Annotated in this window: 21 protein-coding genes; 8 read left to right on the plus strand and 13 right to left on the minus strand. The window is 71.4% G+C overall.

Going from position 1 to position 21,597, the window contains the following annotated elements; genetic code table 11:
* Window positions 1-149 precede the first annotated feature (149 nt).
* Window positions 150-797: a hypothetical protein gene (locus tag AB0D01_RS16830; protein WP_363055932.1), complete on the minus strand. Its 648-nt coding sequence runs from the start codon at window positions 795-797 to the stop codon at window positions 150-152.
* Between the two features lie 193 nt (window positions 798-990).
* Here AB0D01_RS16830 and AB0D01_RS16835 point away from each other — a divergent pair, with 193 nt between their 5' ends.
* Both AB0D01_RS16835 and AB0D01_RS16840 read left to right on the plus strand, forming a co-directional pair.
* Complete coding sequence (locus tag AB0D01_RS16835) at window positions 991-1,878, plus strand: SMI1/KNR4 family protein (protein ID WP_363055933.1); 888 nt, start codon at window positions 991-993, stop codon at window positions 1,876-1,878.
* Between the two features lie 85 nt (window positions 1,879-1,963).
* Window positions 1,964-3,568, plus strand: coding sequence for a phospholipase D family protein (locus AB0D01_RS16840; RefSeq protein WP_363055934.1), 1,605 nt, complete (start codon window positions 1,964-1,966; stop codon window positions 3,566-3,568).
* 50 nt (window positions 3,569-3,618) lie between these two features.
* Here the strand turns inward: AB0D01_RS16840 and AB0D01_RS16845 are convergent, their stop codons facing one another.
* The 4 genes from AB0D01_RS16845 to AB0D01_RS16860 all read right to left on the minus strand — a co-directional run bounded on the left by AB0D01_RS16845 (window position 3,619) and on the right by AB0D01_RS16860 (window position 6,397).
* A complete protein-coding gene (locus AB0D01_RS16845) occupies window positions 3,619-4,017 on the minus strand; it encodes a hypothetical protein (protein ID WP_363055935.1) in 399 nt (132 codons plus the stop codon).
* On the minus strand, window positions 4,010-4,873 hold the full coding sequence (locus tag AB0D01_RS16850) for a heavy metal-binding domain-containing protein (RefSeq protein ID WP_363055936.1): 864 nt from the start codon (window positions 4,871-4,873) through the stop codon (window positions 4,010-4,012). The genes AB0D01_RS16845 and AB0D01_RS16850 overlap by 8 nt, the downstream gene beginning before the upstream one ends.
* A gap of 1 nt (window position 4,874) precedes the next feature.
* The gene (locus AB0D01_RS16855) at window positions 4,875-5,699 is read right to left on the minus strand and encodes a heavy metal-binding domain-containing protein (protein ID WP_363055937.1); all 825 of its coding nucleotides are present in this window, start codon (window positions 5,697-5,699) and stop codon (window positions 4,875-4,877) included.
* 104 nt (window positions 5,700-5,803) lie between these two features.
* Window positions 5,804-6,397, minus strand: a complete 594-nt coding sequence (locus AB0D01_RS16860; protein WP_363055938.1) for a TetR/AcrR family transcriptional regulator — start codon at window positions 6,395-6,397, stop codon at window positions 5,804-5,806.
* Between the two features lie 214 nt (window positions 6,398-6,611).
* Between AB0D01_RS16860 and AB0D01_RS16865 the strand changes: the two genes are divergently transcribed.
* The 3 genes from AB0D01_RS16865 (at window position 6,612) to AB0D01_RS16875 (ending at window position 11,208) form a co-directional block, all read left to right on the plus strand.
* A complete protein-coding gene (locus AB0D01_RS16865) occupies window positions 6,612-7,958 on the plus strand; it encodes a peptidoglycan DD-metalloendopeptidase family protein (RefSeq protein ID WP_363055939.1) in 1,347 nt (448 codons plus the stop codon).
* A 72-nt stretch (window positions 7,959-8,030) separates the two neighbouring features.
* Window positions 8,031-9,803 carry a hypothetical protein gene (locus AB0D01_RS16870; protein ID WP_363055940.1) on the plus strand — a complete coding sequence of 591 codons (1,773 nt, stop codon included), beginning with the start codon at window positions 8,031-8,033 and terminating at the stop codon, window positions 9,801-9,803.
* Between the two features lie 55 nt (window positions 9,804-9,858).
* Window positions 9,859-11,208, plus strand: a complete 1,350-nt coding sequence (locus tag AB0D01_RS16875; protein ID WP_363055941.1) for a peptidoglycan DD-metalloendopeptidase family protein — start codon at window positions 9,859-9,861, stop codon at window positions 11,206-11,208.
* Window positions 11,209-11,304: 96 nt separating this feature from the next.
* On the opposite strand, the gene AB0D01_RS16880 is transcribed toward AB0D01_RS16875, so the two are convergent.
* The 3 genes from AB0D01_RS16880 to AB0D01_RS16890 form a co-directional block, all read right to left on the minus strand.
* Window positions 11,305-11,967, minus strand: coding sequence for a hypothetical protein (locus AB0D01_RS16880; protein WP_363055942.1), 663 nt, complete (start codon window positions 11,965-11,967; stop codon window positions 11,305-11,307).
* A 196-nt stretch (window positions 11,968-12,163) separates the two neighbouring features.
* A complete protein-coding gene (locus AB0D01_RS16885) occupies window positions 12,164-12,667 on the minus strand; it encodes an N-acetyltransferase (protein WP_363055943.1) in 504 nt (167 codons plus the stop codon).
* 82 nt (window positions 12,668-12,749) lie between these two features.
* A complete protein-coding gene (locus AB0D01_RS16890; RefSeq protein ID WP_363055944.1) occupies window positions 12,750-13,232 on the minus strand; it encodes a hypothetical protein in 483 nt (160 codons plus the stop codon).
* A 212-nt stretch (window positions 13,233-13,444) separates the two neighbouring features.
* Here AB0D01_RS16890 and AB0D01_RS16895 point away from each other — a divergent pair, with 212 nt between their 5' ends.
* Complete coding sequence (locus tag AB0D01_RS16895; RefSeq protein WP_363055945.1) at window positions 13,445-14,344, plus strand: aminoglycoside phosphotransferase family protein; 900 nt, start codon at window positions 13,445-13,447, stop codon at window positions 14,342-14,344.
* A 291-nt stretch (window positions 14,345-14,635) separates the two neighbouring features.
* Here AB0D01_RS16895 and AB0D01_RS16900 read toward each other — a convergent pair whose 3' ends face one another.
* The 4 genes from AB0D01_RS16900 to AB0D01_RS16915 all read right to left on the minus strand — a co-directional run bounded on the left by AB0D01_RS16900 (window position 14,636) and on the right by AB0D01_RS16915 (window position 18,997).
* The gene (locus AB0D01_RS16900; RefSeq protein ID WP_363055946.1) at window positions 14,636-15,865 is read right to left on the minus strand and encodes a cytochrome P450; all 1,230 of its coding nucleotides are present in this window, start codon (window positions 15,863-15,865) and stop codon (window positions 14,636-14,638) included.
* The gene (locus tag AB0D01_RS16905; protein WP_363055947.1) at window positions 15,862-17,034 is read right to left on the minus strand and encodes a sulfotransferase; all 1,173 of its coding nucleotides are present in this window, start codon (window positions 17,032-17,034) and stop codon (window positions 15,862-15,864) included. The genes AB0D01_RS16900 and AB0D01_RS16905 overlap by 4 nt, the downstream gene beginning before the upstream one ends.
* Window positions 17,031-18,491 carry an aminotransferase class V-fold PLP-dependent enzyme gene (locus AB0D01_RS16910; RefSeq protein ID WP_363055948.1) on the minus strand — a complete coding sequence of 487 codons (1,461 nt, stop codon included), beginning with the start codon at window positions 18,489-18,491 and terminating at the stop codon, window positions 17,031-17,033. The genes AB0D01_RS16905 and AB0D01_RS16910 overlap by 4 nt, the downstream gene beginning before the upstream one ends.
* A 176-nt stretch (window positions 18,492-18,667) precedes the next feature.
* Window positions 18,668-18,997 carry a hypothetical protein gene (locus tag AB0D01_RS16915; protein ID WP_363055949.1) on the minus strand — a complete coding sequence of 110 codons (330 nt, stop codon included), beginning with the start codon at window positions 18,995-18,997 and terminating at the stop codon, window positions 18,668-18,670.
* Here AB0D01_RS16915 and AB0D01_RS16920 point away from each other — a divergent pair.
* Both AB0D01_RS16920 and AB0D01_RS16925 read left to right on the plus strand, forming a co-directional pair.
* Window positions 18,959-19,396, plus strand: coding sequence for an NUDIX domain-containing protein (locus AB0D01_RS16920; RefSeq protein WP_363055950.1), 438 nt, complete (start codon window positions 18,959-18,961; stop codon window positions 19,394-19,396). The genes AB0D01_RS16915 and AB0D01_RS16920 overlap by 39 nt on opposite strands.
* 222 nt (window positions 19,397-19,618) lie before the next feature.
* Entirely contained in the window at window positions 19,619-20,641 is a 1,023-nt protein-coding gene (locus tag AB0D01_RS16925) for an NADP-dependent oxidoreductase (RefSeq protein WP_363055951.1), read from the plus strand.
* Window positions 20,642-20,676: 35 nt separating this feature from the next.
* Here AB0D01_RS16925 and AB0D01_RS16930 read toward each other — a convergent pair whose 3' ends face one another.
* Window positions 20,677-21,504 carry a maleylpyruvate isomerase family mycothiol-dependent enzyme gene (locus AB0D01_RS16930; RefSeq protein WP_363055952.1) on the minus strand — a complete coding sequence of 276 codons (828 nt, stop codon included), beginning with the start codon at window positions 21,502-21,504 and terminating at the stop codon, window positions 20,677-20,679.
* Between the last annotated feature and the right edge of the window lie 93 nt (window positions 21,505-21,597).

The following is a 21,597-nucleotide window of genomic DNA, read 5'->3' on the forward strand; positions in this document are numbered from 1 at the left end:
TGAATCCCGGCAGCCTCCACGCACGCCTGCGATCGGCGGACGAGCTGGACGCGGCACGCTCCCCGCCCGGCTGAGAACGGACCGGCGCCGGACGATCGGGAGCGGACGATCGGGGGCCCGACCGTCCGCGCACCGCGTCGCCGCGTTCCTCAGCCTCGCGCCCCCAGGAACTTCGCCGGAGCCAGCTCCAGGAACCTCGACACCGCCGTGGCCAGGCGGGCGGCCTCGGGCCCGCCGGGCTCGGCCGCCAGGCTGCGGAAGGTCAGTTCCAGGGCCCGGTCGCCGTGGCGCACCAGGAGGGTGGTGATCTGGGCCTGCTGCCCGGCGGGACCGGCGAGCATCGTGCGCATCAAGGCCTCGTCGCCGAACCTCCGCTCCACCTCCAGGGGCTCGGCGGGGTCGCCGGCCGGGTCCACCAGCTCGATGGTGATCTCCTGGTCGCCGAGGTCCATCGTCCAGGCGGCGCATTCGGCGTAGACCCGCCGCATGTCGGCCATCCAGGACGTGGCCGCCCCCGCCACCCGCTCCGACACCCCTTCGTCGACGACGATCGAGGAGTCGGCGTTCATGAACGAGGTCCGGACCTCGCGCGCGGCCTTGTCGCCGAACGCCCGGTTCAGGACGGCCGTCAGTTCCGGAGTCGCGGCGGTCATCGGCGGCGGGTCCTCGTCGGAGGAGGGCGAAGCCAGCTCGGTGAAGTCGTCGAGACCCGCCCCGGCCAGATCCCCTGCCGTCACCAGCAGCCGTTCGAGGTCCCCGGAGGGGGAGGCCTGCGCCGGTCGCACGTCGTCACGCATGCTCACAAGTTGCCTTTCGTCGAACCGTGTTGGTGCCTGTCGCGGGTCGACACCGTAACTCCACGCCAGGCTGAGGCGATCATGGATTCGTGGAATGTTTGAAGTCGCCCGCCCCGGGGCCGCCCAAGGCGCCGTTGCGCACCGGGCCGAAACCGCGTGGATCACCACATGCGGGGATGACTACGCTGCCTCCATGGCCGAAACGAGGACGACCGAGACCGATTGCGACCGGCTCACCCGGCTCGTGGCACCGCCGGCCGCACCCGTGGACGCCTTCGGGGACTGGCCCGCCGTGGAGGCGGCGATCGGTACCCGGCTGCCCGACGACTACAAGCGACTCGTCGAAACCTACGGCTGGGGGGAGTTCTGTGACTTCCTCTACCTCCACACGCCCTTCGGCACGAGCAGGCACAACGGCATCGAGTGGCAGCGCCCCTACCCCCCGGACGAGCCCGAACCGGACCGCGAGCGCCACCCGTATCCGCTGCACCCGGCTCCGGGTGCCCTGTTGGTCTGGGGTACGACCATGGACGCCGACCGGCTGTGCTGGCAGACCGACGGAGCCCCCGAACACTGGCCCGTCGTGGTGTGGAGCCGGGCGGGCCGGTACGAGACGCACGGCACGGGCACGGCCCGGTTCATCGAGGGCTGGGCCGGCGGAAGCGTCGGTTCCGAACTGTCGGAGGCAACGGAGCCGGACCTGGCCCCATGGTTCAACACCTTCCGTCCCCGCACCCACCGGTGCCTGGTCCTGTCCGAGGGCCCCCTCGCCCACCCCGAGCGCCTGGAGCTCCTGCGCGAGGCACTGGCCCCCACCACCCCTCGGGGCTCGTGGCGCTCGACGTACGACGACACGGGACAGGACCACCTCGCGACCCTCGACGCCGACTGGCTGCTGACCTACGACGTCCGCGACCCCCACCAGATCCGCATCGATTTCCCACCCGAGGACAGCGGGCGGGTCGAGCGGGACCTCTTCGCCGCCGTTCACCACATGAAGTGCGAGGTTCTGGAGATCACGACCGCTGCCGGAACGACACTGCCGACCTGGAACACGGCCACGGACGAGGACGAGGAGTGACCGGAGCGTGACCGCCCCGGCGACGCGCTGCGCACGGGTGTACGGCGCCGGCAGCGGGTAGGCGTACGACGAGGGAGGTCCTCGCATGGCCCGCTCGGACTGGCTGCTGGAGCCCGGAGAACGCGGAAACGCCGCCACACGGCTGGAGAAGCGCCGTGCGGACGGCGCCACCTGGTCCGAGGGCAACGACGCCCGGCCCCTGGTCCACGGAGCCGCGTACTTCGCGGAGCTCCTCACCGGGATCCGGGAGACGCGGGCGGGCGACCTGCTCCTGTTCACCGACTGGCGCGGAGACCCCGACGAACGGCTGAACGGGCCCGGTACGGAGATCGCGACCGTCCTGGGCGAAGCGGCGCGACGCGGCGTCATCGTCAAGGGGCTCCTGTGGCGGTCCCACCTGGACGGCCTCCGCTTCAGCGAGGAGGAGAACCGTTCGCTCGGCGAGGACATCGCGGCCGCCGGCGGCGAATGCCTCCTCGACCTGCGCGTACGTCCCGGCGGCTCCCACCACCAGAAGATGGTCGTCCTGCGCCACGCGGGCCGCCCGGCGCGCGATGTCGCGTACGTCGGCGGGATCGACCTGTGCCACAACCGCAACGACGACGCCGCCCACCGGGGCGACCCCCAGTCGCTGCCCATGGCCCCGGCGTACGGTCCGCACCCGCCGTGGCACGACGTCCAGCTGGCCGTGCGCGGCCCCGCCGTCGGTGACGTCGAGGCCGTCTTCCGCGAACGCTGGGAGGATCCCGCGCCGCTCTCCCGCAGTCCCGTGATCCGCCTGCGGGAACGGTGGGGCCACGAGGACACCAGCGCCGACGAACTGCCCCCGCAGGGACCCGACCCACCGCCGTGCGGCACCCACGCCGTACAGGTCCTGCGCACCTATCCGAACCGGCTCCTGCGCGGGTACCCCTTCGCCCCCGACGGCGAGCGCAGCATCGCCCGCGGCTACCTCAAAGCCCTGCGGCGCGCACGTGCCCTCATCTACCTGGAGGACCAGTACCTGTGGTCCCCCCGCGTCGTGGCCTGCTTCGCCCGGGCGCTGCGCACGCACCCGGGGCTCCGGCTGATCGCCGTCATCCCCTCCGTCCCCGACCAGGACGGCCGCCTCACCCGCCCCGTGAACCTGATCGGCCGGATCACCGCCCTGCGGGAACTGCGCCGGGCCGGCGGGGACCGGGTCGCGGTGTACGGCCTGGAGAACCACGCGGCAACCCCCGTGTACGTGCACGCCAAGGTCTGCGTGATCGACGACGTATGGGCCGCCGTCGGGTCCGACAACGTCAACCTGCGCTCGTGGACGCACGACTCCGAGCTGAGCTGCACCGTCCTCGACCGGAGCCGCGATCAGGATCCCCCGTACGATCCGGGCGGGCTGGGGGACGGGGCCCGCCCCTTCGCCCGGCGGCTGCGCCTGGAGCTCATGCGCGAGCACCTGGACGTGCCGGAGGGGGAGGGGCCGGAGCTGTGTGATCCGAAGACCGCGTTCGACCGGTTCGCGACCTGCGCCGCGGCCCTGGACGACTGGCACGCGGCCGGCTGCGTCGGACCGCGCCCCGCCGGCCGGCTGCGCCGCTACGTCCCGCCGGACCTCTCCGGCCCCCGGCGCCTGCTCGCGACGCCACTGCACCGCGCCCTGATCGACCCGGACGGCCGCCCCTTCGGGATGCGCCGTCGCAACAGCTTCTGAGCCGTCCGCACCGCGTCGAGGGCGACCCACGAGCCCGCCGGCGTCGCCCGTCAGGACAGGAAGCGTTCCACGGCCTCGCGGGCCCGGGCGTTCGCGGCGGCGGCTTCGGTCAGGGCCCGGGCCAGGGCGTCGATCCATCCGTCCAGGCCCACCGGACGCCGCGAGAGGACGACGCCCCTGACCTCGTGGCAGTCCTCCCCGGCCACCCGGCCCTCGGGGTCCACCCGCAGCAGGAGCCGCCGCTCGCCGAGCGCGACGTCCAGCTCGACGACGGAACCCTCGCGCCCCGCCAGCCGTTCCCTGACGGACCGCCTGCGCTTGGCCCGCACGGCGCCCGCCGGGAGCGAGTCCGTCAGGTTCGCCGCCAGCACGGCGACGTACAGCCTGAGGTCCTCGCCGTCCCGCCGCAGCGCCGCGGCCAGGATGGCCACGTCCGACGGCTCAGTCATCGAGGCTCAGCACCAGACTCGGGCGGTCGATGGTGTGGTCGTCGCGCAGCGGGCGGACCGCCGTCCCGACCGCGAAGAACTCGGTGGTGTGCGACCCCCAGGAATGCGAGTGCTGCCGCAGCCGGACCGCCACGATCCCCTCCGCGTCGAGTGCCTGCGCCTCGGCCCGCATGCGGCCCATCGCCAACTCGCGTGCGCCGTACAGCGCCTGGGTGAACGGCTCGATCTCGACGTTGCGGCCCGTGGTGCTCAGCGCCTGGGCGAACCGCTGGTGCGCGACGTGGTAGACGCAGGAGCCCATGACCATGTCCAGCGGCGCGTAGCCGGCCCGTACGAGCGTCCAGAAGTCCTGGCCCGAGAGGTCCGAGGTGAACGGCCTGCCCTTGTTGTTGAGCCAGGTCCCGGCCGGTCCCGGGTCCGCGCCGGCCGCCTTGACCGCCGTACCGACGGCGATGAACTCGGCGACGTCCGAGCCGAACTCCTTGAACTCGATGTCCAGCCGCACCGCCACCACCCCGTCGGCGCCCAGGGCGCTCGCCTCCGCCTCCATGCGGCTCATCGCCAGTTCGCGCGCGCGGTACATGGCCTGCGACAGCTTGGTCAGCTCCTGGTTCTTCGACCACCGGCCGAACTGGACGCCGACGTGGTAGACGGAGGAGCCGAGGACGAGCCCGAGCGGGCGGAAGCCGGCCTCGCGCACCAGCAGGAACTCGTTCACGGACAGGTTCGAGGTGAACGGCTCCGTCCCTTCCTCCGAGCGAGGTCGCGCGAGCCGTCGCATGGCGTCCTCGGACACGTCCTCCACGGCCTGCCGCGCCGCTCCGTCGGCGGCTTCCCGCCCCGTTGGCTCCGTCATGTCAGCGCTCGCGCTCCAGTCTCATCATGGTCAGTGGGGTGGGTCCGGCAGGCCGCCCGGAGCGGCTGAACCGGGCGATGGAGGTGCCGACGAAGGCGGCCTCCGCGATGAAGTCGCTCGCGTACCCGGCCGAGGAGCACTCGCTCTCGCTCACCGTCAACTCCACGTCGTCGACGACCAGTCCGTCGCCGCCGTACTTCGCCGCGTCGAGCGCCAGCTGCCTGCGGGCCTCGTGGCGGACGTGGCCGAGGAGTTGCGTGTAGCCGTCGACCTCCTGGTTGTCCGCCGTCCAGGCGGTCCGGCGCGAGGTGCGCCAGTCGTCGTGCCGGATCTCGATGGCGATACCGAAGGCGAGGCCGGTGGGGACCCATCCGGCGTACAGGAGCCTGGCGAAGTCCTGACCCGTCAGGTGCGAGGTGAACGGCCGCTGCGGCCGGACGCGCGAGCGGGCCCGGACCGCGGTTCCTCGTACGGAGTACTCCACGAACCCTTCGGGGAAGCGGTCGACGCCGAGCTCCACCCCGACGATCCCGTCACCGCCGAGGGCGCCGCACTCGGCCGCCGCGCGGGACAGCGCCCGGGCGCGCGCCGCGTGGATCGACCGGGCCGTCTGCGCCAACGACGGCACCCACCGGGAGAACGGCACCCGCTTGCCGTCCTGGACCGTCCACGCGCCGGGACACCCCCCGACCCCGCCGGACTCGGCGTTGACGACGATCGTGCCGAGCACCTGACCGACCGGCTCGAACCCGACGCCCATGACGGCGGCGTGCTCCTCGGACGACAGCGCCGAGTCCCACGGGCCGGTGTCTCGTCGCTGTGTCATCGTCCTGCGCCATCGACCTTTCGGTTCACCGCGGGCATCGTGCTTCGTCGTTCGGCAGTCTAGGTCACCGAACGGAATTGCGGATCAAGGGAGATGGGGCGGCCCTACGGCTGGATCGAGCGCCAGATGCGGTCGGACAGGACGCGGGTGGTCACGGAGAGGTCTATGTCCTGCGGGGCGGCCAGCCAGCGGTGCGCGGCGACCGCCACCGGCCCGACGACCAAGACCTCCAGCAGCGCGTCGGGCAGTGGCGCGATCTCACCCGCCTCCACCCACGGCCTCAAGTGGTCCGCGACGCGCGGAAAATGGTCCGGCTCGACCCCGCGCGCGCGGTCCGCGTGGACGGCCAGGTAACTCGAGTAGGCCGAACCGTGCAGGAACCGGGCCATTTCCGGGTTCTCCCGAGTGAACCGCAGGTACGCGGTCACCAGTGCGCGTATCCCGGTACGGGCGCTCCTGGCCCGGCCGAAGGCCGTGAGCACCTCGGTGTACTGCTGCTTCAGACAGCGCGAGTAGAGCGTGGCGGCCAGACCGTCGACGCTGCCGAAGTGGTGGTACAGGCTGCCCAGACTCACCCCGCTGGCCGAGGTGATCGCGTGGACCGTGAAGCCGGCCTGGCCTGCGGACGCGTACACCTGGAGTGCCGCGGCCAGCAAGCGTTCGACGGTTATCTCGCCACGGGACTGCTTCGTTGCCATGGGCGGGAAGTCTAGTGCCGGACCGTAAATATGCTCCTGGTCGGGGGCGTTGGGCCGCCCCGGGCGCGCTCTGCGGGGACGCTATCGCGCCGGCGGAACCAGAATAATTTTCTAGAAACTTACTCCACATCCGGACCTCCGAGGAACCATACTGACGCCGTTCCGCAGCCCCGAGTCACGGGTCTTCAGGCTCCATCCCACTCCAAGGAGACGCATGAGAATCACACGGGTCGGCCTCCTCGCGGCGGTGGCGGCGCTGCTGCTCGCACCGATCGCGCCCGCGCCGGCCTCGGCCTCCGCTGCGGCTCCACGGGCGAGCACGGCGGCCGAACGGCCGGACTTCTTATTGCCCTTCCCCTGCAACAGCGTGATCGAGTTGAAGACCTATCGAGGTCACAACCCGGACGACAAGAAGATCGACATGTACCGGCAGGGCATGCGGGAGGGCAGCCCGATCCTCGCCTCGGCCGACGGCTACGTGCACGAGACCTTCTCACCGGGCGGGTTGGAGATCCGGCACGGCGGCGGATGGTTCACCACGTACATGCACATGACCGGCGTGGCTCCTGCCGGCACGTGGGTCAAGCGCGGCGACGTGGTCGGCTACATGGGGGACGTCGGATCGGAAGGCAAGCCCCACCTGCACTACGAACAGCTCTACAACCCCAGCAGCGACCAGGACGCCGACAACCAGCACATCGTCAACCCCGTCCTCCAGGGGCAGGGGCCGCTGGTCATGAACCCCGACAGCCCGATCACCATGACGAGCACCAACTGTGGTGTGTCGGCGGGCAGTACGTTGTTCGCGCAGTCTCCGGACCGTTCGGGAGTGTTCCAGTGGTCCGGCAATGGCACTGCCTGGAACAAGGTGGGTGGTGCGGCCGGCACGTTGTTCGCGGGCGGCGCGGGCGTCTTCGCGACGAACCCGACCAACGGTGATCTGTACAAGATGAACGGCCCCAACAACTGGGCCAAGGTGGGTGGCCCGGCCAAGACCTTCGCCGTGACGGGCAACGGCCTGTTCGGCCTGTCACCCGATGGCAGTGCGGTTTTCCAGTGGTCGGGCAACGGCACGGTCTGGAACAAGGTCGGTGGAGCGGCCGGGACGCTGTTCGCGGGTGGCGCGGGCCTGTTCGCCACGAACCCGACCAACGGTGACCTGTACAAGATGAACGGCCCGAACAACTGGGTCAAGGTGGGGGGCCCGGCCAAGACCTTTGCTGTGACGGGCAACGGCCTGTTCGGTCTCTCTCCCGATGGCAGTGCGGTTTTCCAGTGGTCGGGCAACGGCACGGTCTGGAACAAGGTCGGAGGAGCCGCAGGCACGTTGTACGGCGGTGGCGCGGGCCTCTTCGCTACGAACCCGACCAATGGTGATCTGTTCAAGATGAACGGCCCCAACAACTGGGCGAAGATCGGTGGGGCAGGTCAGCAGTTCGTGGTCGCTTCGGACGCGATCTACGGTCTGTCGCCCAGCAGTGACGCGGTCTTCAAGTGGTCCGGCAACGGGACCGTCTGGCACAAGGTCGGCGGCCCCGCCTCCTTCATCGCGGGCCGGTAGTCGGCGACGCCATCAGCGGACGGCCCCGGGCTTTCGTGGGCCGGGCCCGTCCGCGCCATCCTCTGGAGCCACGTGTTAGCACGCATCACCCTGGCCGCCGCCTTGATCGCGGTCTCCCTCGGGATACTCCCCTCCACCGCCGCCCCACTCTCCTCCACCACTACCGCCACCGCACACACCATCTCCGCGAACGACGCATCGGCCGCCACCGGTTCGGTGACCACCGGTGACTCCATCCGCATCTACGACCCCAGCGTCGGCGAGTCACAGCCCTGGTACATCAACGACCACACCTTCATCCGTGACGAGGCCACCGGGACCTGGCACCTGTTCGGCATCACCCACCCCGAACCGGCCGACCCGGAGAACGAGGACTCGTTCGCCCACGCCACCGCGCCCAGCCTGCGCGGGCCGTGGACCAAGCAGCCCATGGCCCTGACGGTCGACCCCGCCTACGGGGAATCGCACCTGTGGGCACCCCACGTCATCCGCTCCGGCTCCACGTACTACATGTTCTACGCGGGCGGACAAACCGTCGGCGACTTATCCAGGAGCCAGATGAACCTGGCCACCTCCACCGACCTGATCCACTGGGAACGGCGCCCCGGCGGACCTCTGTTCCGTGACGGACTGGAAGCACGCGACCCTATGGTCACCCGGGTCGGATCCCAGTGGGTCATGTACTACACCGCCACGGAGACGCCCACCGGGGGACGCAACATCGTCGCGTACCGGACGAGCACGGACCTGCTCACCTGGAGCCCCCGCAAGACCGCCTTCACCGCCCTCGGTGACGGCTGGACCGAATCCCCTTACGTGATGCAGCGGGGCGGCCTCTGGTACCTGTTCATCGGCGGCTCCGAGCCCGCCGACTACGTCGGGGCGGAGGTGTACGCGAGTTCCGACCCGCTGCGCTTCACGGCCGCCGGCCAGGTGGGCCGCCTGCCGTCCCACGCGGCCGAGGTCGTCACCGACCACGACGGGAGCCCATGGCTGAGCAGTGCGGGCTGGGGCACGGGCGGAGTGGAGCTGGCACCGCTCACGTGGCGGGCGCGACCGTACACCCCGCAGCACCTGTACGCACTCAGCCCCGACAAGAGCTCCGTACACCAGCGGACGAGCGGCAACTCCTGGACGCGGATCGGCGGGCCGGCGGGCACCCTCATCGGCGGCGACGGAGGCCTGTTCGCCACCGGCCCGACCACCGGCGAAGTCTTCAAGTACAACGGCACCCCGGACAGCTGGACCAGGATCGGTGGACCCGGAGCCCAGTTCGTCGTCAGCGACGGCACGCTGTACGGGCTCGGCCCGGACAGGAAGGCCGTCTTCCGGTGGTCCGGATCAGGGTCCGCCTGGACGAGGATCGGCGGACCGGCGAGCACGCTGTACGCGGGCGCAGCGGGCCTGTTCGCGACCAGCCCGACCACCGGCGACATCTTCAAGTACAACGGCACCCCGGACAGCTGGACCAAGGTCGGCGGCCCCGGAAAGACCTTCGCGGTCACCAACGAGGCACTGTACGGCCTGGCGCCGGGCGGTGGAGCGGTCTTGAAATGGACCGGGTCGGGCACGACCTGGACCAGGATCGGCGGACCGGCCGGAACCCTGTTCGGCGGTGGCGCGGGGCTGTTCGCCACCAACCCCGCGGGCGGCGACATCCACAGGTTCAACGGCGTACCGGACAACTGGAGCAAGGCCGGTGGCCCCGGAAACGCCTTCGCGGTCGCCGGCGACAGGCTCTACGGCTTGAGCCCCGACAAGAGCGGCGTCTTCCAATGGTCCGGCTCCACGACCTTCCAGTGGACCAAGGTCGGCGGGCCCGCCGCGAGCATCGCCACCGACTAGCGATCGCCCCCACTCTCCATTCCTTCCGCACCACACTCTCGTCCCAAGGAGACCTATGAGGATCAGATGGGCCGGCATCCTGGCGGCGGCGGCATTACTGCTCGCACCCGCCACAGCCCTCGTCCCCGCCACCCCGGCCGCGGCCACGGCAGCGGCCCCGGAGGCGGACAGCGCGGTCGCCAACGCGCCCGCGTTCCAGCTGCCCATTCCCTGCGGGCAACGGTGGACGACGTCCACGCACGACGGACACGCCAGCCAGTACATGCTCGACATGGTCTCGGCGGGCGGAGCCACCCAAGGCACCCCCGCCCTGGCCTCCGCGGCCGGACGCGTCGTCACGTCACAGTTCGACAGCCAGGCCGGAAACTTCATCGTCATCGACCACGGCGGTGGCTGGCAGAGCCGGTACCTGCACCTGGACCGGCTCGACGTCGCCGCCGGCAACGACATCGAGCAGGGCCGGCAGATCGGCACCGTCGGCAACACCGGCAGCTGGACCACCGGGGCGCACCTGCACTACGAGCAGAAACTGAACGGCGCCGTCGTGCAGGCCACCATCGACGGGCACCTCGTGCCGGTGAAGTGGGAGTACAACCAGCACTTCGAGACCAGCGCGAACTGTGGTGTGTCGGCGGGCAGTACGTTGTTCGCCCAGTCTCCGGACCGTTCGGGAGTGTTCCAGTGGTCCGGTAACGGCACTGCCTGGAACAAGGTGGGTGGTGCGGCCGGCACGTTGTTCGCGGGTGGCGCGGGCGTCTTCGCCACGAACCCGACCAACGGTGATCTGTACAAGATGAACGGCCCGAACAACTGGGTGAAGGTGGGTGGCCCGGCGAAGACCTTCGCCGTGACGGGCAATGGCCTGTTCGGCCTGTCACCCGATGGCAGTGCGGTCTTCCAGTGGTCGGGCAACGGCACGGTCTGGAACAAGGTCGGAGGGGCGGCAGGGACGTTGTTCGCGGGCGGTGCGGGCCTGTTCGCCACGAACCCCACGAACGGTGATCTTTACAAGATGAACGGCCCGAACAACTGGGTCAAGGTCGGTGGCCCGGCCAAGACGTTCGCTGTGACGGGCAACGGCCTGTTCGGTCTCTCACCCGATGGCAGTGCGGTCTTCCAGTGGTCGGGCAACGGCACGGTCTGGAACAAGGTCGGTGGAGCGGCCGGGACGCTGTACGGGGGTGGTGCGGGCCTGTTCGCCACGAACCCGACGAACGGTGATCTGTTCAAGATGAACGGCCCGAACAACTGGGCGAAGGTCGGTGGAGCCGGTCAGCAGTTCGTGGTCGCTTCGGACGCGATCTACGGTCTGTCGCCCAACAGCGACGCGGTGTTCAAGTGGTCCGGCAACGGCACCGTCTGGCACAAGGTCGGCGGCCCCGCCTCCTTCATCGCCGGCCGGTAACCGATTCACCCCGAGTGGCCCACCGCGACCGTCCTCCGTAGCGACGGACGGCCCCGGTGGGCCGCTGCCGGCTCCCTGCCCGGCGTACGTCCACCCTCACCAAGGGCTCCGCACCCTGATGCCGAGGGCCCGGACGCGGTCCTGGCCCAGCGGGTCGAGCTTCAGCAGCAGGTCCTCGCCGACGACTCCGTCACGCCGCCAGATGGTGCAGAGGGTGTCCAGCCCCGCTTCGGCGACCTCTGGCTCGGCGTCGGTCGAGGTCCGCACCAGGGCTTCGACCACCGGCCTGCCCCGTAGTCCGCCCAGTGCCCGTGCCGTCCGGGCCCGCTGCTCCGCCGGGACGCCAGGGTCGGCGAGCGAACGCAGCACGTCCGCCGTGTCGCGGGAGTCCTGACAGGGCAGCACCCACACCACGTACACGAGCTGTGCGCCGAGCACGATGAGGTACTGCAGCGGCGCGAGCAGGGCCGCGGGCAGCAGCAGGACCAAGGGCAGCACGACCAGCCTGCCGCCCCGGATCCGCGAGGCACCGCCGGACGGCGGCTCGAACCGCCGATCGGCCAGCAGGGTGAGGACGAGCATGGTCACGCCCGTCAGGAGCGGCACCACGATCAGCCCGGCCCCCAGCCCGGCACCGAGCGACGTCCAGAAGGGATCGTCGCCCAGAACGGGCAACACCAGCGCCGCGCCCACCCAGCCGAGACCGGCGGTCATGACGTAGCGCCGCAGACAGACCCACAACCATCTACCCGTACTCATCGTGGGCCCCCTCACCCACAGGCGCCGATGACCCGTGTCCGGTCGTCACGGTCCTTGCCCAAGAGACCGTCGGAGCATCGTAGTCCTCGCCCCGCACGACCGGGCCGCCCCGCCGGCACGAGGCCGTTCGGCGGGGTCCTTGGCGGTCAACGCGGTGATCAGCGGGGCCGGACAGCCGGCTTTCGCCATCGGTGGCTCACGCGGCGGGGTGTTCCGGCAGGGCGAGCCACTCCGTCCAGGAGATCTCTCGGCCGAGGTAGCGCGGCTGCTCGAACGGCCAGTCGGCGGCGATCCACCGCGGCACCAGCTCGTCGAGGGCCTGCTCGACCTCGCTGCCCACCAGCTCGTCCACCACCCACCAGGAAATCTCGCCGTCCGCGCCGGCCCTCTCGGGTGGGTCGATGTAGACGCAGCCGAGCAGAGCCGTCTCCGCCGCGTCGAACAGCGCGTAGTTGAAGGACTGGTGTGCGGCGATCTCCTTCTCGTGCCGCAGCAGGTCGGCCTGGTCGGCCTCGTAGGTCATGGTGGCCGCGGGCCAGCCCCAGGCCGGGCCGTAGATGGTCCACAGCCGCTCACGCGAACCCATCACGGCCGGATAGTCGAGCGGGGTGTCCGCCTCCCGGATCGGCCGCAGATGATGGCCACCGCCCGGCAGCGGGACCAGGACGGGGTGGACGAAGGTGTCGGGGAGCCAGCTCATAGCGTCCGACCGTAGCAGCGCGCGGCAGTCCTCCGACGGCGCGGTGGCGAACGTCTCGCCAGAGCGGTTGGCCCGGTGCGGGTTACCGGTAGTAGGTGTCGAACGACGCGACCCAGAGCGCCGAGAGGGGCAGAACCGACAGTTGCACGACGGCGGTGGTCCAGCACCGGGCGAGGACCGCGACGGAGGCGCTCCACCAGGCCGTCGCGTACAGGAGGTGTACCGACTCTTCCTGGTATCCCTGGCCGCCGGGATCCATCATGCCGGGGTACCCCAACCACTCCTCGGTGAAGACGCCGTCCGAGCCGAACATGATGACCGCCGACAGCAACCACAGATCGACCAGCAGTACCACGACGGCGAGTGTCCGGTCGAAGCGTAGGTACGCGGGGGTCGGGCGGACCAGGCGGACGAGCGGATGCCCCTGATCGCATACCCACCGCTGCCCCCGGATGCGCCACAGAACCAGCGAGGCGTACCCGAGCCAGACCAGGGCCACGGCCCAGCCGACCATCGCGAACAACCCGAAGAACAAGATCATGTCCCACCAGAGGGCCCCCGCCACCGGAGTGGTTCCCTCCGCCCTCGCGGGTGCTCGGGCACGGACAAGAGGTTGAGGCACACACGTGGACCCCGGCGATCGGCTCGCGCGTCACTTCCAGGCGGAGTCCTGTAGAGCTGACGCCGGTGCGGAAATCCGGTCGACAGGTGCCCCACGAAGCAGTGTGATGGCTCCCGTTGCCTGCCGCAGGGGCGGGCCGACGGCAGGAGCAGTTCTTGGCGACCGGGAAAGTCACGGACGTTTGTCCCGCGATTGATGCCGCGCTGGTGAGGCGTCTGGTCGATGCGCAGTTCCCGCAGTGGGCCGAGCTGTCCTTGGAGCTGGTCGACCCGGCCGGCTCGGACCATGTGATCTTCCGGATGGGCGAGGGGTTGTCCGTCCGGCTGCCCCGTCATGCCGGTGCCATCGGGCAGGCCCGGAAGGAGTCCGAGTGGCTGCCGCGGCTCGCCCCGCACCTGCCCCTGGCCGTCCCCGCGCCGGTGGCGGTGGGGGAGCCCGGCTTCGGCTATCCGTGGCCCTGGGCCGTCTCCCGTTGGCTGGACGGCGAGGTGGCGACCGTGGAGGCGCTCGGTGATTCGTCCGAGGCCGCGGTCGAACTGGCCGGGTTCCTGACCGCACTCCAACGGTGCCGACCCGCAGAGATCTCGGCCTTGGGCGCCCCTGAGGACCTCACAGCCCGGCCGCTGGTCGCTCGGGACCGGGACACGCGGGCCGCCATCGCGGAAGTGGACGGCCCGTTCGACAGGGCTGCCATGACCGAGCTGTGGGAGGCGGCGCTGAGCGCCCCCGCTTGGGACGGCCCACCGGTCTGGTTCCACGGCGACTTCCACACCGGCAACCTGCTGACCGTAGACGGCCGTCTCAGCGCGGTGATCGACTTCGGCGAACTCGGCATCGGCGACCCGGCCTGCGACCTGACGATCGCCTTCACCCTGATGTCGGCCAGGAGCCGGGCCGTCTTCCGCACCGCGCTCGGCGTGGACGACGCCACCTGGATCCGGGGCCGCGGCTGGGCGTTGGCCACGGGCCTGAACGCCTACACCCACTACGCCGCCGTCGACCCCCGGGTCGCCGCGCAGACCACCCGCCAGATCACCGAAGCCCTCATCGGCTAGGCAACCGGGGGGTGATGGCCTCCGACGCCCCGGCGGCGGGCCGCGCCACCCCGCCACAGGAGTCGGAAGAGGATCCCACCGTCCTATCCGGCCTGAGTGGCGAAGAACCACACGGCGGCCGCGGCGATGGCCGTGTATCCGATCAGGCCGGCCACCGCAGCCGTGCGGTGCCATCGTTCCGCCCGCGCGGTGGAGCACGCGCTACGCCTACCCGCAGGGCACCACGCGCACCGCGACGGGCCGCGCCGTGTGGTTGGCGCGGGAAACGGTCCTCACCGGCGCGGCGCCGGGTCAGGTGCCGTTCGTGATGAGGGGCAGGCGGCTGACTCCGCCGATCAGGGAGCCGCCGGGGAAGGGGAGCGTGGTTGCGGGTTCGGCCAGGCGCAGGCCTGGTGCGTGGTCGGCGAGGGCGCCGATGGCGGTCCGTAGCTCCAGCACCGCCAGGCCGGCCCCGATGCAGCGGTGGGGGCCGTGTCCGAAGGCGAGGTGGGGGCCCGGGGCGCGGGTGATGTCGAAGGCGTCCGGCCGGTCGAAGACGGCGGGGTCGCGGCCGGCGTGCGCGTGGGACGGGACGACGGCCTCCCCGGCCTTGATCATGGTGGCCCCCAGGGATACGTCCTCCACGGCCAGACGGGGCAGTCCCACATCGGCGATCGTGTCGAAGCGGAGGATCTCCTCGACGGCCGGCCCGAGGAGCGTCCGGTCATCGCGCAGGGTCTGCCACTGGTCGGGGTGGTTGAGCAGGGCCAGCAGGCCGTTGGTGAGGGTGGCGGCCGTGGTGGCGTGTCCGGCGACGAGCAGGTTGACGGTGGTCGCGAGGAGTTCGGGCCGGCTCAGCACCCCGGCGTCGTAGGCCTCGCGGAGGCGGTCGAGCAGACCGCCGGGCACCAGGGCGTCGCCGTCGCGCGGGGAGAAGAGCAGTTCTCCGCAGTGGGCGAGCAGGGCGTCGTGGCCGGCGCGCGCCTGTCGCGGCGGGAGCGAGGTCAGCGAGAGCTTGCGGCGTGCCCACTCGGCGAGCGGCGCACGGCGTTCCGGGCCCACCCCGAGGACGTCGCACAGGACGGCCTCGGCCAACGGGAGGGCCAAGACGGCGAGCAGATCGACGGGTTCGCCGCCCGAGCCTGCGGCCAGGAACGTGTCCAGCAACTGGTGCACATGGCCGTCGATCGAGGGCGCGAGGCCGTCGACGCGCTCGCGGCGGAACGCGGGGGCGCACAGCCGGCGGACCCGCGTGTGGTCCGGCGGGTCGAGGCCGAGGAGGCTGGGCTCGTACCGGTCGGCGAGCGTCCAGCGGGGGCCGCCGGGGGTGGTGTGCATGGCCCGGCGGCTGAACCGGCGATCGGTGAGGACCCGTACGACGTCTGCGTGGCGGACGGCGATGCGGGCCGGATCGCCACTGGGCAGGGTGACGCGCGCCAACCCCGGCAGGCTCAGGAGTCGGGTGTGGGGCAGGGGCGACAGGCAGTGGGCGCGGTCGAAGGGGTACGGCAGCCGGTCGGGCTGTGCCGGATCCGCTGTCATGACGTTCCCTTCACGCCGTGGGTACGGGGGCGCGGACCGGCCGGTGGCAGGCCGCAAGCCGCTCGCGGGTGGACGTGATCGGGACGCGGGTTGCGCGCGAGGTGCTCGCGCCAACATCGGCGCAGACCCTCGTCGACGGTCAGCCCCAGCCAGTCCAGCACGCGGGTCGCGGTGGCTCCGGGGTCGCCCACCAGATCGGTGAAGCGGACCGTCAGGCACCGGTCGGCGACCGACGGATCGGTGGTGAAGGCGCGCATCCTGGCCAGACCCGTGTGCGTGGCGGCCGTCATCTCCCGGCCGATCTCGACGGTGTCGACGTCGAGACCGCGCTTGTGCCTGGCCGCGGACGCGAGACCGCATACGGAGCCGATCGCCTCTTCGAGGTCGCGTTCGAGGACCACGTACCTCGCGCCGGGGTGGGCGCGATCCAGCGCGGGCAGGTGCCACAGGTGCGACGGGCTCTTCAGGAGCAGTCGTGAGCCCGCGGCGGCCGGACGCCTGGCGAGGACGTGGGCGAGCTGCACCCGGTGGAGCGCGTACGCGGCCGTCAGGTCCTGCGCGGCGAGCCAGGACGCGTAGGAGGGGATCCGGTAGCTGATCAGCCCGAGCACACTGTTGCGGAAGTCGGTGTTCATCAGGTGCTCGCACTCCTCCGGCTCCCGCGCACCGGTGGGATGGATCCGGGCCAGGTCGGGCGCGGTCCGGGTCAGATCGGCCACGTGCCGCTCGGCGTCCGCGATCAGATCGTCCACATCGGCTCCCGGCGGGCCGACCGGCGCGAGCAGCTCCCACAGGAGGGGCGCGCGCAGGGCCGGATGCCGGGCGAGGAGCCTGTGCAGCAGGGTGCTGCCGGTCCGGGGCAGGCCGATGAGGACGACGGGGGGCCCGAGTTCCAGCGCAGGTACGGGCAGTGCCCGTAGTCGCAGCCGGACGCACAGCGCCCGGAGCAGGGTGTCCCGGGCCTCGGCCCGGCCCGCCGGGCTGAGGCGGGCCTCGGCTTCGAGCGTGGCGACGAGGAGGTCCAGGGCGGGCGCGTGATCGGGCGCCCCGAAGTCCGACAGACCGGTGAGGCGCACGGCCTCGGCGCGCAGCTCATCGGCGTCGAGACGCGACGGGTGCCCCGCCCCGCCCTCGGGCCGCTCCCGGGACGGCGCACGCTCCCCGTTCACGAGATGCCCTCCGACCGCTCGGCAGACGCGGCACGGGCGGCCCACAACGCGGCGACCCGGTCCACCACGGCCCGCAGCCCGGCGCGTTCGACGCGCGGATTGATCACGCACAACCGGAAGACCCTGCGCCCTCCCACGGTCACGCCGGTGAGCATGGCCCGGCCTTCGGACCGCAGCTCGCGGCAGACCTCGTCCACCATCCTGTCAGTGTCCTCCGGGGCCGGGAGGGACCGTCGGGCAGGGGGCACCAGCCCGCGGAAGGTGACCACGGCCAGCGAGGGCCCCGTCACCACCTCCAGTCCGGCGCGGGAGTCGATGTACGAGGCGATGTCGTCGGCCGTGTCCAAGCCCCGCCGCACGGCCGCGCGGAAGGCGTCCGCGCCGAACACCTTCAACGACAGCCACAGGCGCAGCGCCCGGAACTCCCTCGTCTGCTCCACGCCCCAGTTGAGATAGTCCACCTCGCCTCCCTCACCACCCGGGGCCCCCGCCTCCAGGTAGCCGGGCAGCTCGACACCGAAGGCACGCGTCAGGAAGACGGGGTCGCGCAGCAGTACGCATCCTGTCCCGGCGGGCTGGAACAGCCACTTGTGCGGATCGACGCTCACCGAATCCGCCTCGTCCAGACCCGCCAGGAGCGCGCGTCCGCGCCCGGTCAACGCGGCGGGTGCGCCGAAGGCGCCGTCCACGTGCAGCCACAGTCCCTCCTCACGGCAGAAGGCGGCCAGTTCGGGAAGCGGGTCGACGTCACCGGTGGCCGTCGTGCCCGCGTTGGCCACCACGAGGAAGGGGCGCAGGCCGTGGCGGCGGTCCTCGGCCACCCGCCGGCGGAGATCGTCCGGCGAGAGCCGTCGGTGCGCGTCCGAGGGCAGCACCCGGACGCGTTCCTCTCCGATGCCCAGGACGTGCAGGGCCCGCGGCACGGAGAGATGGGTCTGGTCGGAGAAGTAGGCGGTGGCGCCACGAGCCTCGGTGCCCACGAGCGCGTCGCGCGCCGCGGTCAGGGCGGTGAGGTTCGCCGTCGACCCACCCGAAACGAAGAGCCCCGACGTCCCCGGAGCCAGACCCAGCAGCTCGACCAGCCAACGTACGGTGGCCGACTCGATCGCGCTGGAGACCGCCCCGGTGAAGCTCCACCCGGTGGGAACCGCGAACCCGGCCGCCAACGCGGAGGCCAGAACCCCGGTCACGGTCCCCGGAGCGGGAACGAACGCGAGGAAGTCCGGATGGTCAGGATGCGCGTTCCCCTCACGGAGCGACCGTCCCACCTCGTCCACCAGGAGGAGCGGATCGGCGGCGGGGGCGTCGGGCAACGGCTCGCGGCGCAGCCGCGCCGCCTCGGCGCAGGCGCCGGGCGCGGCCACCGCGAGCTCGGAGCGGCCGCCGAGGACATGTCCCGAGACGACCTCCCACACCCGCTGCCCCAAAGCGGCCACCGACTCCGCGGGCAAGGTCAAGGAAGAGTCCACCGCAGGTACCGGGGAACCCGGCCCGCCCGCCGCGCCTCCCTGGGCGCAGTCGCTGATCGTGTTCACGATGTCACCCTGTGGTGTTTCCGCGCGGGCGGCAAGCTCCCCTTTCGGACCGTCGATTTCCAGCCGGGTGCGCCGGTCGTACGCGGGAGGGTCATCCCTCATGCGTGATCGAGCGGGGCTGGTGCCGGGCCATCGACGTCTTCGACGTCTGGTCCGTCAACTCCCGCATCGGACGTCTCGGCCTGACCGTCAACAGCGCCGCCGAGGCGGGAGTTGTCGGCCTCGCGCCGTCGCCGGCCGGGGAACTTGGCCCGCACGGCATCATGGTGAACACTGTCCACCTTCCTCGCCGCCCCCGCGGCATCGTTCGTCACCGCCCGGTCGTTGTCCATTGACGGTGGCTGGATGCCCCATTGACGGAGCCCGACCACCACCAGGGAGACCAGCTCATGAAGCAGCGCGTGCGCGCCGTCCTGCTCACCGATCACGGCACCATGCTCGTCATCAACCGCGTCCGCCCCGGGATCCCGGCCTATCAGGTCCTCGTCGGTGGCGGCGTGGAGCCCGAGGACACCGGCCTTGAAGCCGCACTGCTGCGGGAGGTCCGCGAGGAGATCGCGGGCGAGGCCGCCGACCTGCGTCCGTTCTGCCGGCTGGAGAACGACAAGGGCGAAGCCGAGGACTTCTACACCGCCCGGATCCTCTCCTGGAACTTCGAGGACCGCACCGGACCCGAGTTCCGGCGCCACGACCGCGGCGAGTACCTCCTTGAGGAAGTCCCGCTCACCGTCGAGGCCGTCGACGCACTGAACCTGATGCCGCCCCAGGTAAAGGACGCGCTGCTCGACGCCATCCGGGCAGGGAGTCTCACCGCTCCCGTGGCGTAGGGCCGACGAAAGCTCCGCACACCTCCTCCGATCGGAGGACACACGGTGCCCACCGGTGCTGCTGTGCTGGGTGGGACCACGCGGTGCACGGAAGCGGTGTGCCCCTACGTGAACGCGGTCCGCGGGAACATCGCACTCACCGTGCAGGCTGTGGAGGAGGGCGAGACCGACACCGCGTGAGCCGTCGCCGGCGTCCCACCGAGGAAGAGAGAGGTGCCCCCCATGCCCCCCAAGCCAGAGCTCTCCGCCACCCATCGCGAGTGGCACCTCCTGAGACGCCCCTCCGGATGGCCCGTGCCCGAGGACTTCGCCCTCGTCGAGGCTCCCGTGCCCCAGCCGGACGCGTCACAGGTGCTGGTTCGCAACACCCACCTCTCGGTCGACCCGTACATGCGCGGTCGTATGAGCGCGGCCGAGTCCTACGCCGAGCCGTACGCGCTCGATCAGCCGATGCGGGGCGGAGCCGTCGGCTCGGTCGTCGTGTCGCGGGCGGAGGGCATCGAGGTCGGGGACCAGGTCCTGCACTTCGGGGGATGGCGCGAGTACGCGACGGTGGACTCCGTGCAGGCGGTCAAGATTGACCCGGAGGCGGCCCCGGCCTCCACCTACCTCGGAGTGCTCGGCATGCCCGGCCTCACGGCGTACGCGGGCCTGCTGCGCGTCGCCTCCTTCAAGGAGGGCGACGCCGTGTTCGTCTCGGGAGCGGCGGGAGCGGTCGGCGGCGAGGTCGGACAGATCGCCCGCCTCAAGGGTGCCTCCCGGGTCATCGGGTCGGCGGGCTCGGACGAGAAGGTGCGCCTGTTGACGGAGGAGTACGGCTTCGACGCGGCCTTCAACTACAAGACCCGGCCGGTCGCGGAGCAGTTGCGCGAGGCCGCCCCCGACGGCATCGACGTCTACTTCGACAACGTCGGCGGAGATCATCTCGAAGCCGCGCTGGGATCCCTCAACACCGGCGGCAGGGTCGCCGTCTGCGGAATGATCTCCGTCTACAACGACACGGAGCCCGCCCCCGGCCCGCGCAACCTCGCCCGCCTCATCCAGACGCGTGGCCGCATCGAGGGCTTCCTCGTCGGCGACCACTACGACCTCCAGCCCCGGTTCGTCGAAGAGGTCGGCCCCTGGGTGGCCTCGGGTCGGCTGAAGTACCGGGAGACGGTCGTCGAGGGGATCGAGAACACCGTGGAGGCGTTCCTCGGGGTCCTGCGCGGCGACAACACGGGCAAGATGATCGTCAGCCTCTGACCCGGCCGCATGCGACCGGGGGAGGGCGCGCCGCGTCAGAAGGCCGTGTGTGCGAACCAGTGGTCGAGTACCGCGGTCTTGCCCGTGACTTCGAAGACGGGCTCCCGGTAGGACCGGCGGCCGTAGAGCAGCAGGAGCACGTCGGCGGCCTGCCCTTCGACCGTCGCCGTCGCCGTCGCGGTGTGCGGCGCTCGGCCGCCGGTACCGTCGTGGTCAGGCCGCAGCAGACGGAAGCCGTCCGGGTCCAGCCGGACGGGCCACTCCTCGTCGGCGGTTCCGCCTCGGCCCACGCAGCGGAAGACGAGGGTCTCGCCGTCACTGCGGATCTTGGTCACCCCGGGAGCGAAGGTGCCGGCGTGGGGCAGGTTGACGAGGAACTCGTCCACGCCGTCGGTTGCCAGGGCGGCGTCGATGTCCGGCTCGGCACCGACGGCTCGTTCCGCGTCCGTGCGGTGCACCAGTGTCTCGAACAGCATCCGGCGCGCCCAGAACCGGGCGTGCTGGTCCTCGCCCCAGGCCCACATCGGCGCCCCGGGCTCGGTGTCCCGCAGCACGGCGGCCACACCCGGCACTCCGGCCGTCAGCCAGTCGGCGTACGCACGGGGGTCGTCGGGTAGGCCGAGATCCACCTCGCGACCGACCGGCGGCTCCTGCACGAGCCGGCTCAGCAGGGTGGAGAACCAACGGTGGACCGACCCCACGTGCCGGGTGAGATCGGCCAGCGTCCAGCCGGGGCACGAGGGCACGGGGCGTGCGGGATCGATGTCGCGGACCAGCGCGGCGAAGCGCATCGTCTCGTGCTCGATCGTCTCGCGGTAGAGGTCGTACGGCAGGGGATGGCCCGTCGTCGTGTTCGTCGTCATGGGTCGCCGCCTCATTTCGTCCTCGCGCGGATGTCCGTCGCGCCCGGTGTGGCTGTGGGACTCCGAGGGGGTCCCACCGCGGTGAGCGCCCGG

This window comes from Streptomyces sp. NPDC048606 (assembly GCF_040650855.1).
In the GTDB taxonomy this organism is placed as follows: domain Bacteria; phylum Actinomycetota; class Actinomycetes; order Streptomycetales; family Streptomycetaceae; genus Streptomyces.

Coding starts and splice junctions, on each gene's coding strand:
- AB0D01_RS16830 (WP_363055932.1), bottom strand. CDS start 797: ATGCGTGACGACGTGCGACCGGCGCAGGCCTCCCCCTCCGGGGACCTC.
- AB0D01_RS16835 (WP_363055933.1), top strand. CDS start 991: ATGGCCGAAACGAGGACGACCGAGACCGATTGCGACCGGCTCACCCGG.
- AB0D01_RS16840 (WP_363055934.1), top strand. CDS start 1,964: ATGGCCCGCTCGGACTGGCTGCTGGAGCCCGGAGAACGCGGAAACGCC.
- AB0D01_RS16845 (WP_363055935.1), bottom strand. CDS start 4,017: ATGACTGAGCCGTCGGACGTGGCCATCCTGGCCGCGGCGCTGCGGCGG.
- AB0D01_RS16850 (WP_363055936.1), bottom strand. CDS start 4,873: ATGACGGAGCCAACGGGGCGGGAAGCCGCCGACGGAGCGGCGCGGCAG.
- AB0D01_RS16855 (WP_363055937.1), bottom strand. CDS start 5,699: ATGACACAGCGACGAGACACCGGCCCGTGGGACTCGGCGCTGTCGTCC.
- AB0D01_RS16860 (WP_363055938.1), bottom strand. CDS start 6,397: ATGGCAACGAAGCAGTCCCGTGGCGAGATAACCGTCGAACGCTTGCTG.
- AB0D01_RS16865 (WP_363055939.1), top strand. CDS start 6,612: ATGAGAATCACACGGGTCGGCCTCCTCGCGGCGGTGGCGGCGCTGCTG.
- AB0D01_RS16875 (WP_363055941.1), top strand. CDS start 9,859: ATGAGGATCAGATGGGCCGGCATCCTGGCGGCGGCGGCATTACTGCTC.
- AB0D01_RS16880 (WP_363055942.1), bottom strand. CDS start 11,967: ATGAGTACGGGTAGATGGTTGTGGGTCTGTCTGCGGCGCTACGTCATG.
- AB0D01_RS16885 (WP_363055943.1), bottom strand. CDS start 12,667: ATGAGCTGGCTCCCCGACACCTTCGTCCACCCCGTCCTGGTCCCGCTG.
- AB0D01_RS16900 (WP_363055946.1), bottom strand. CDS start 15,865: ATGACAGCGGATCCGGCACAGCCCGACCGGCTGCCGTACCCCTTCGAC.
- AB0D01_RS16920 (WP_363055950.1), top strand. CDS start 18,959: ATGAAGCAGCGCGTGCGCGCCGTCCTGCTCACCGATCACGGCACCATG.
- AB0D01_RS16925 (WP_363055951.1), top strand. CDS start 19,619: ATGCCCCCCAAGCCAGAGCTCTCCGCCACCCATCGCGAGTGGCACCTC.
- AB0D01_RS16930 (WP_363055952.1), bottom strand. CDS start 21,504: ATGACGACGAACACGACGACGGGCCATCCCCTGCCGTACGACCTCTAC.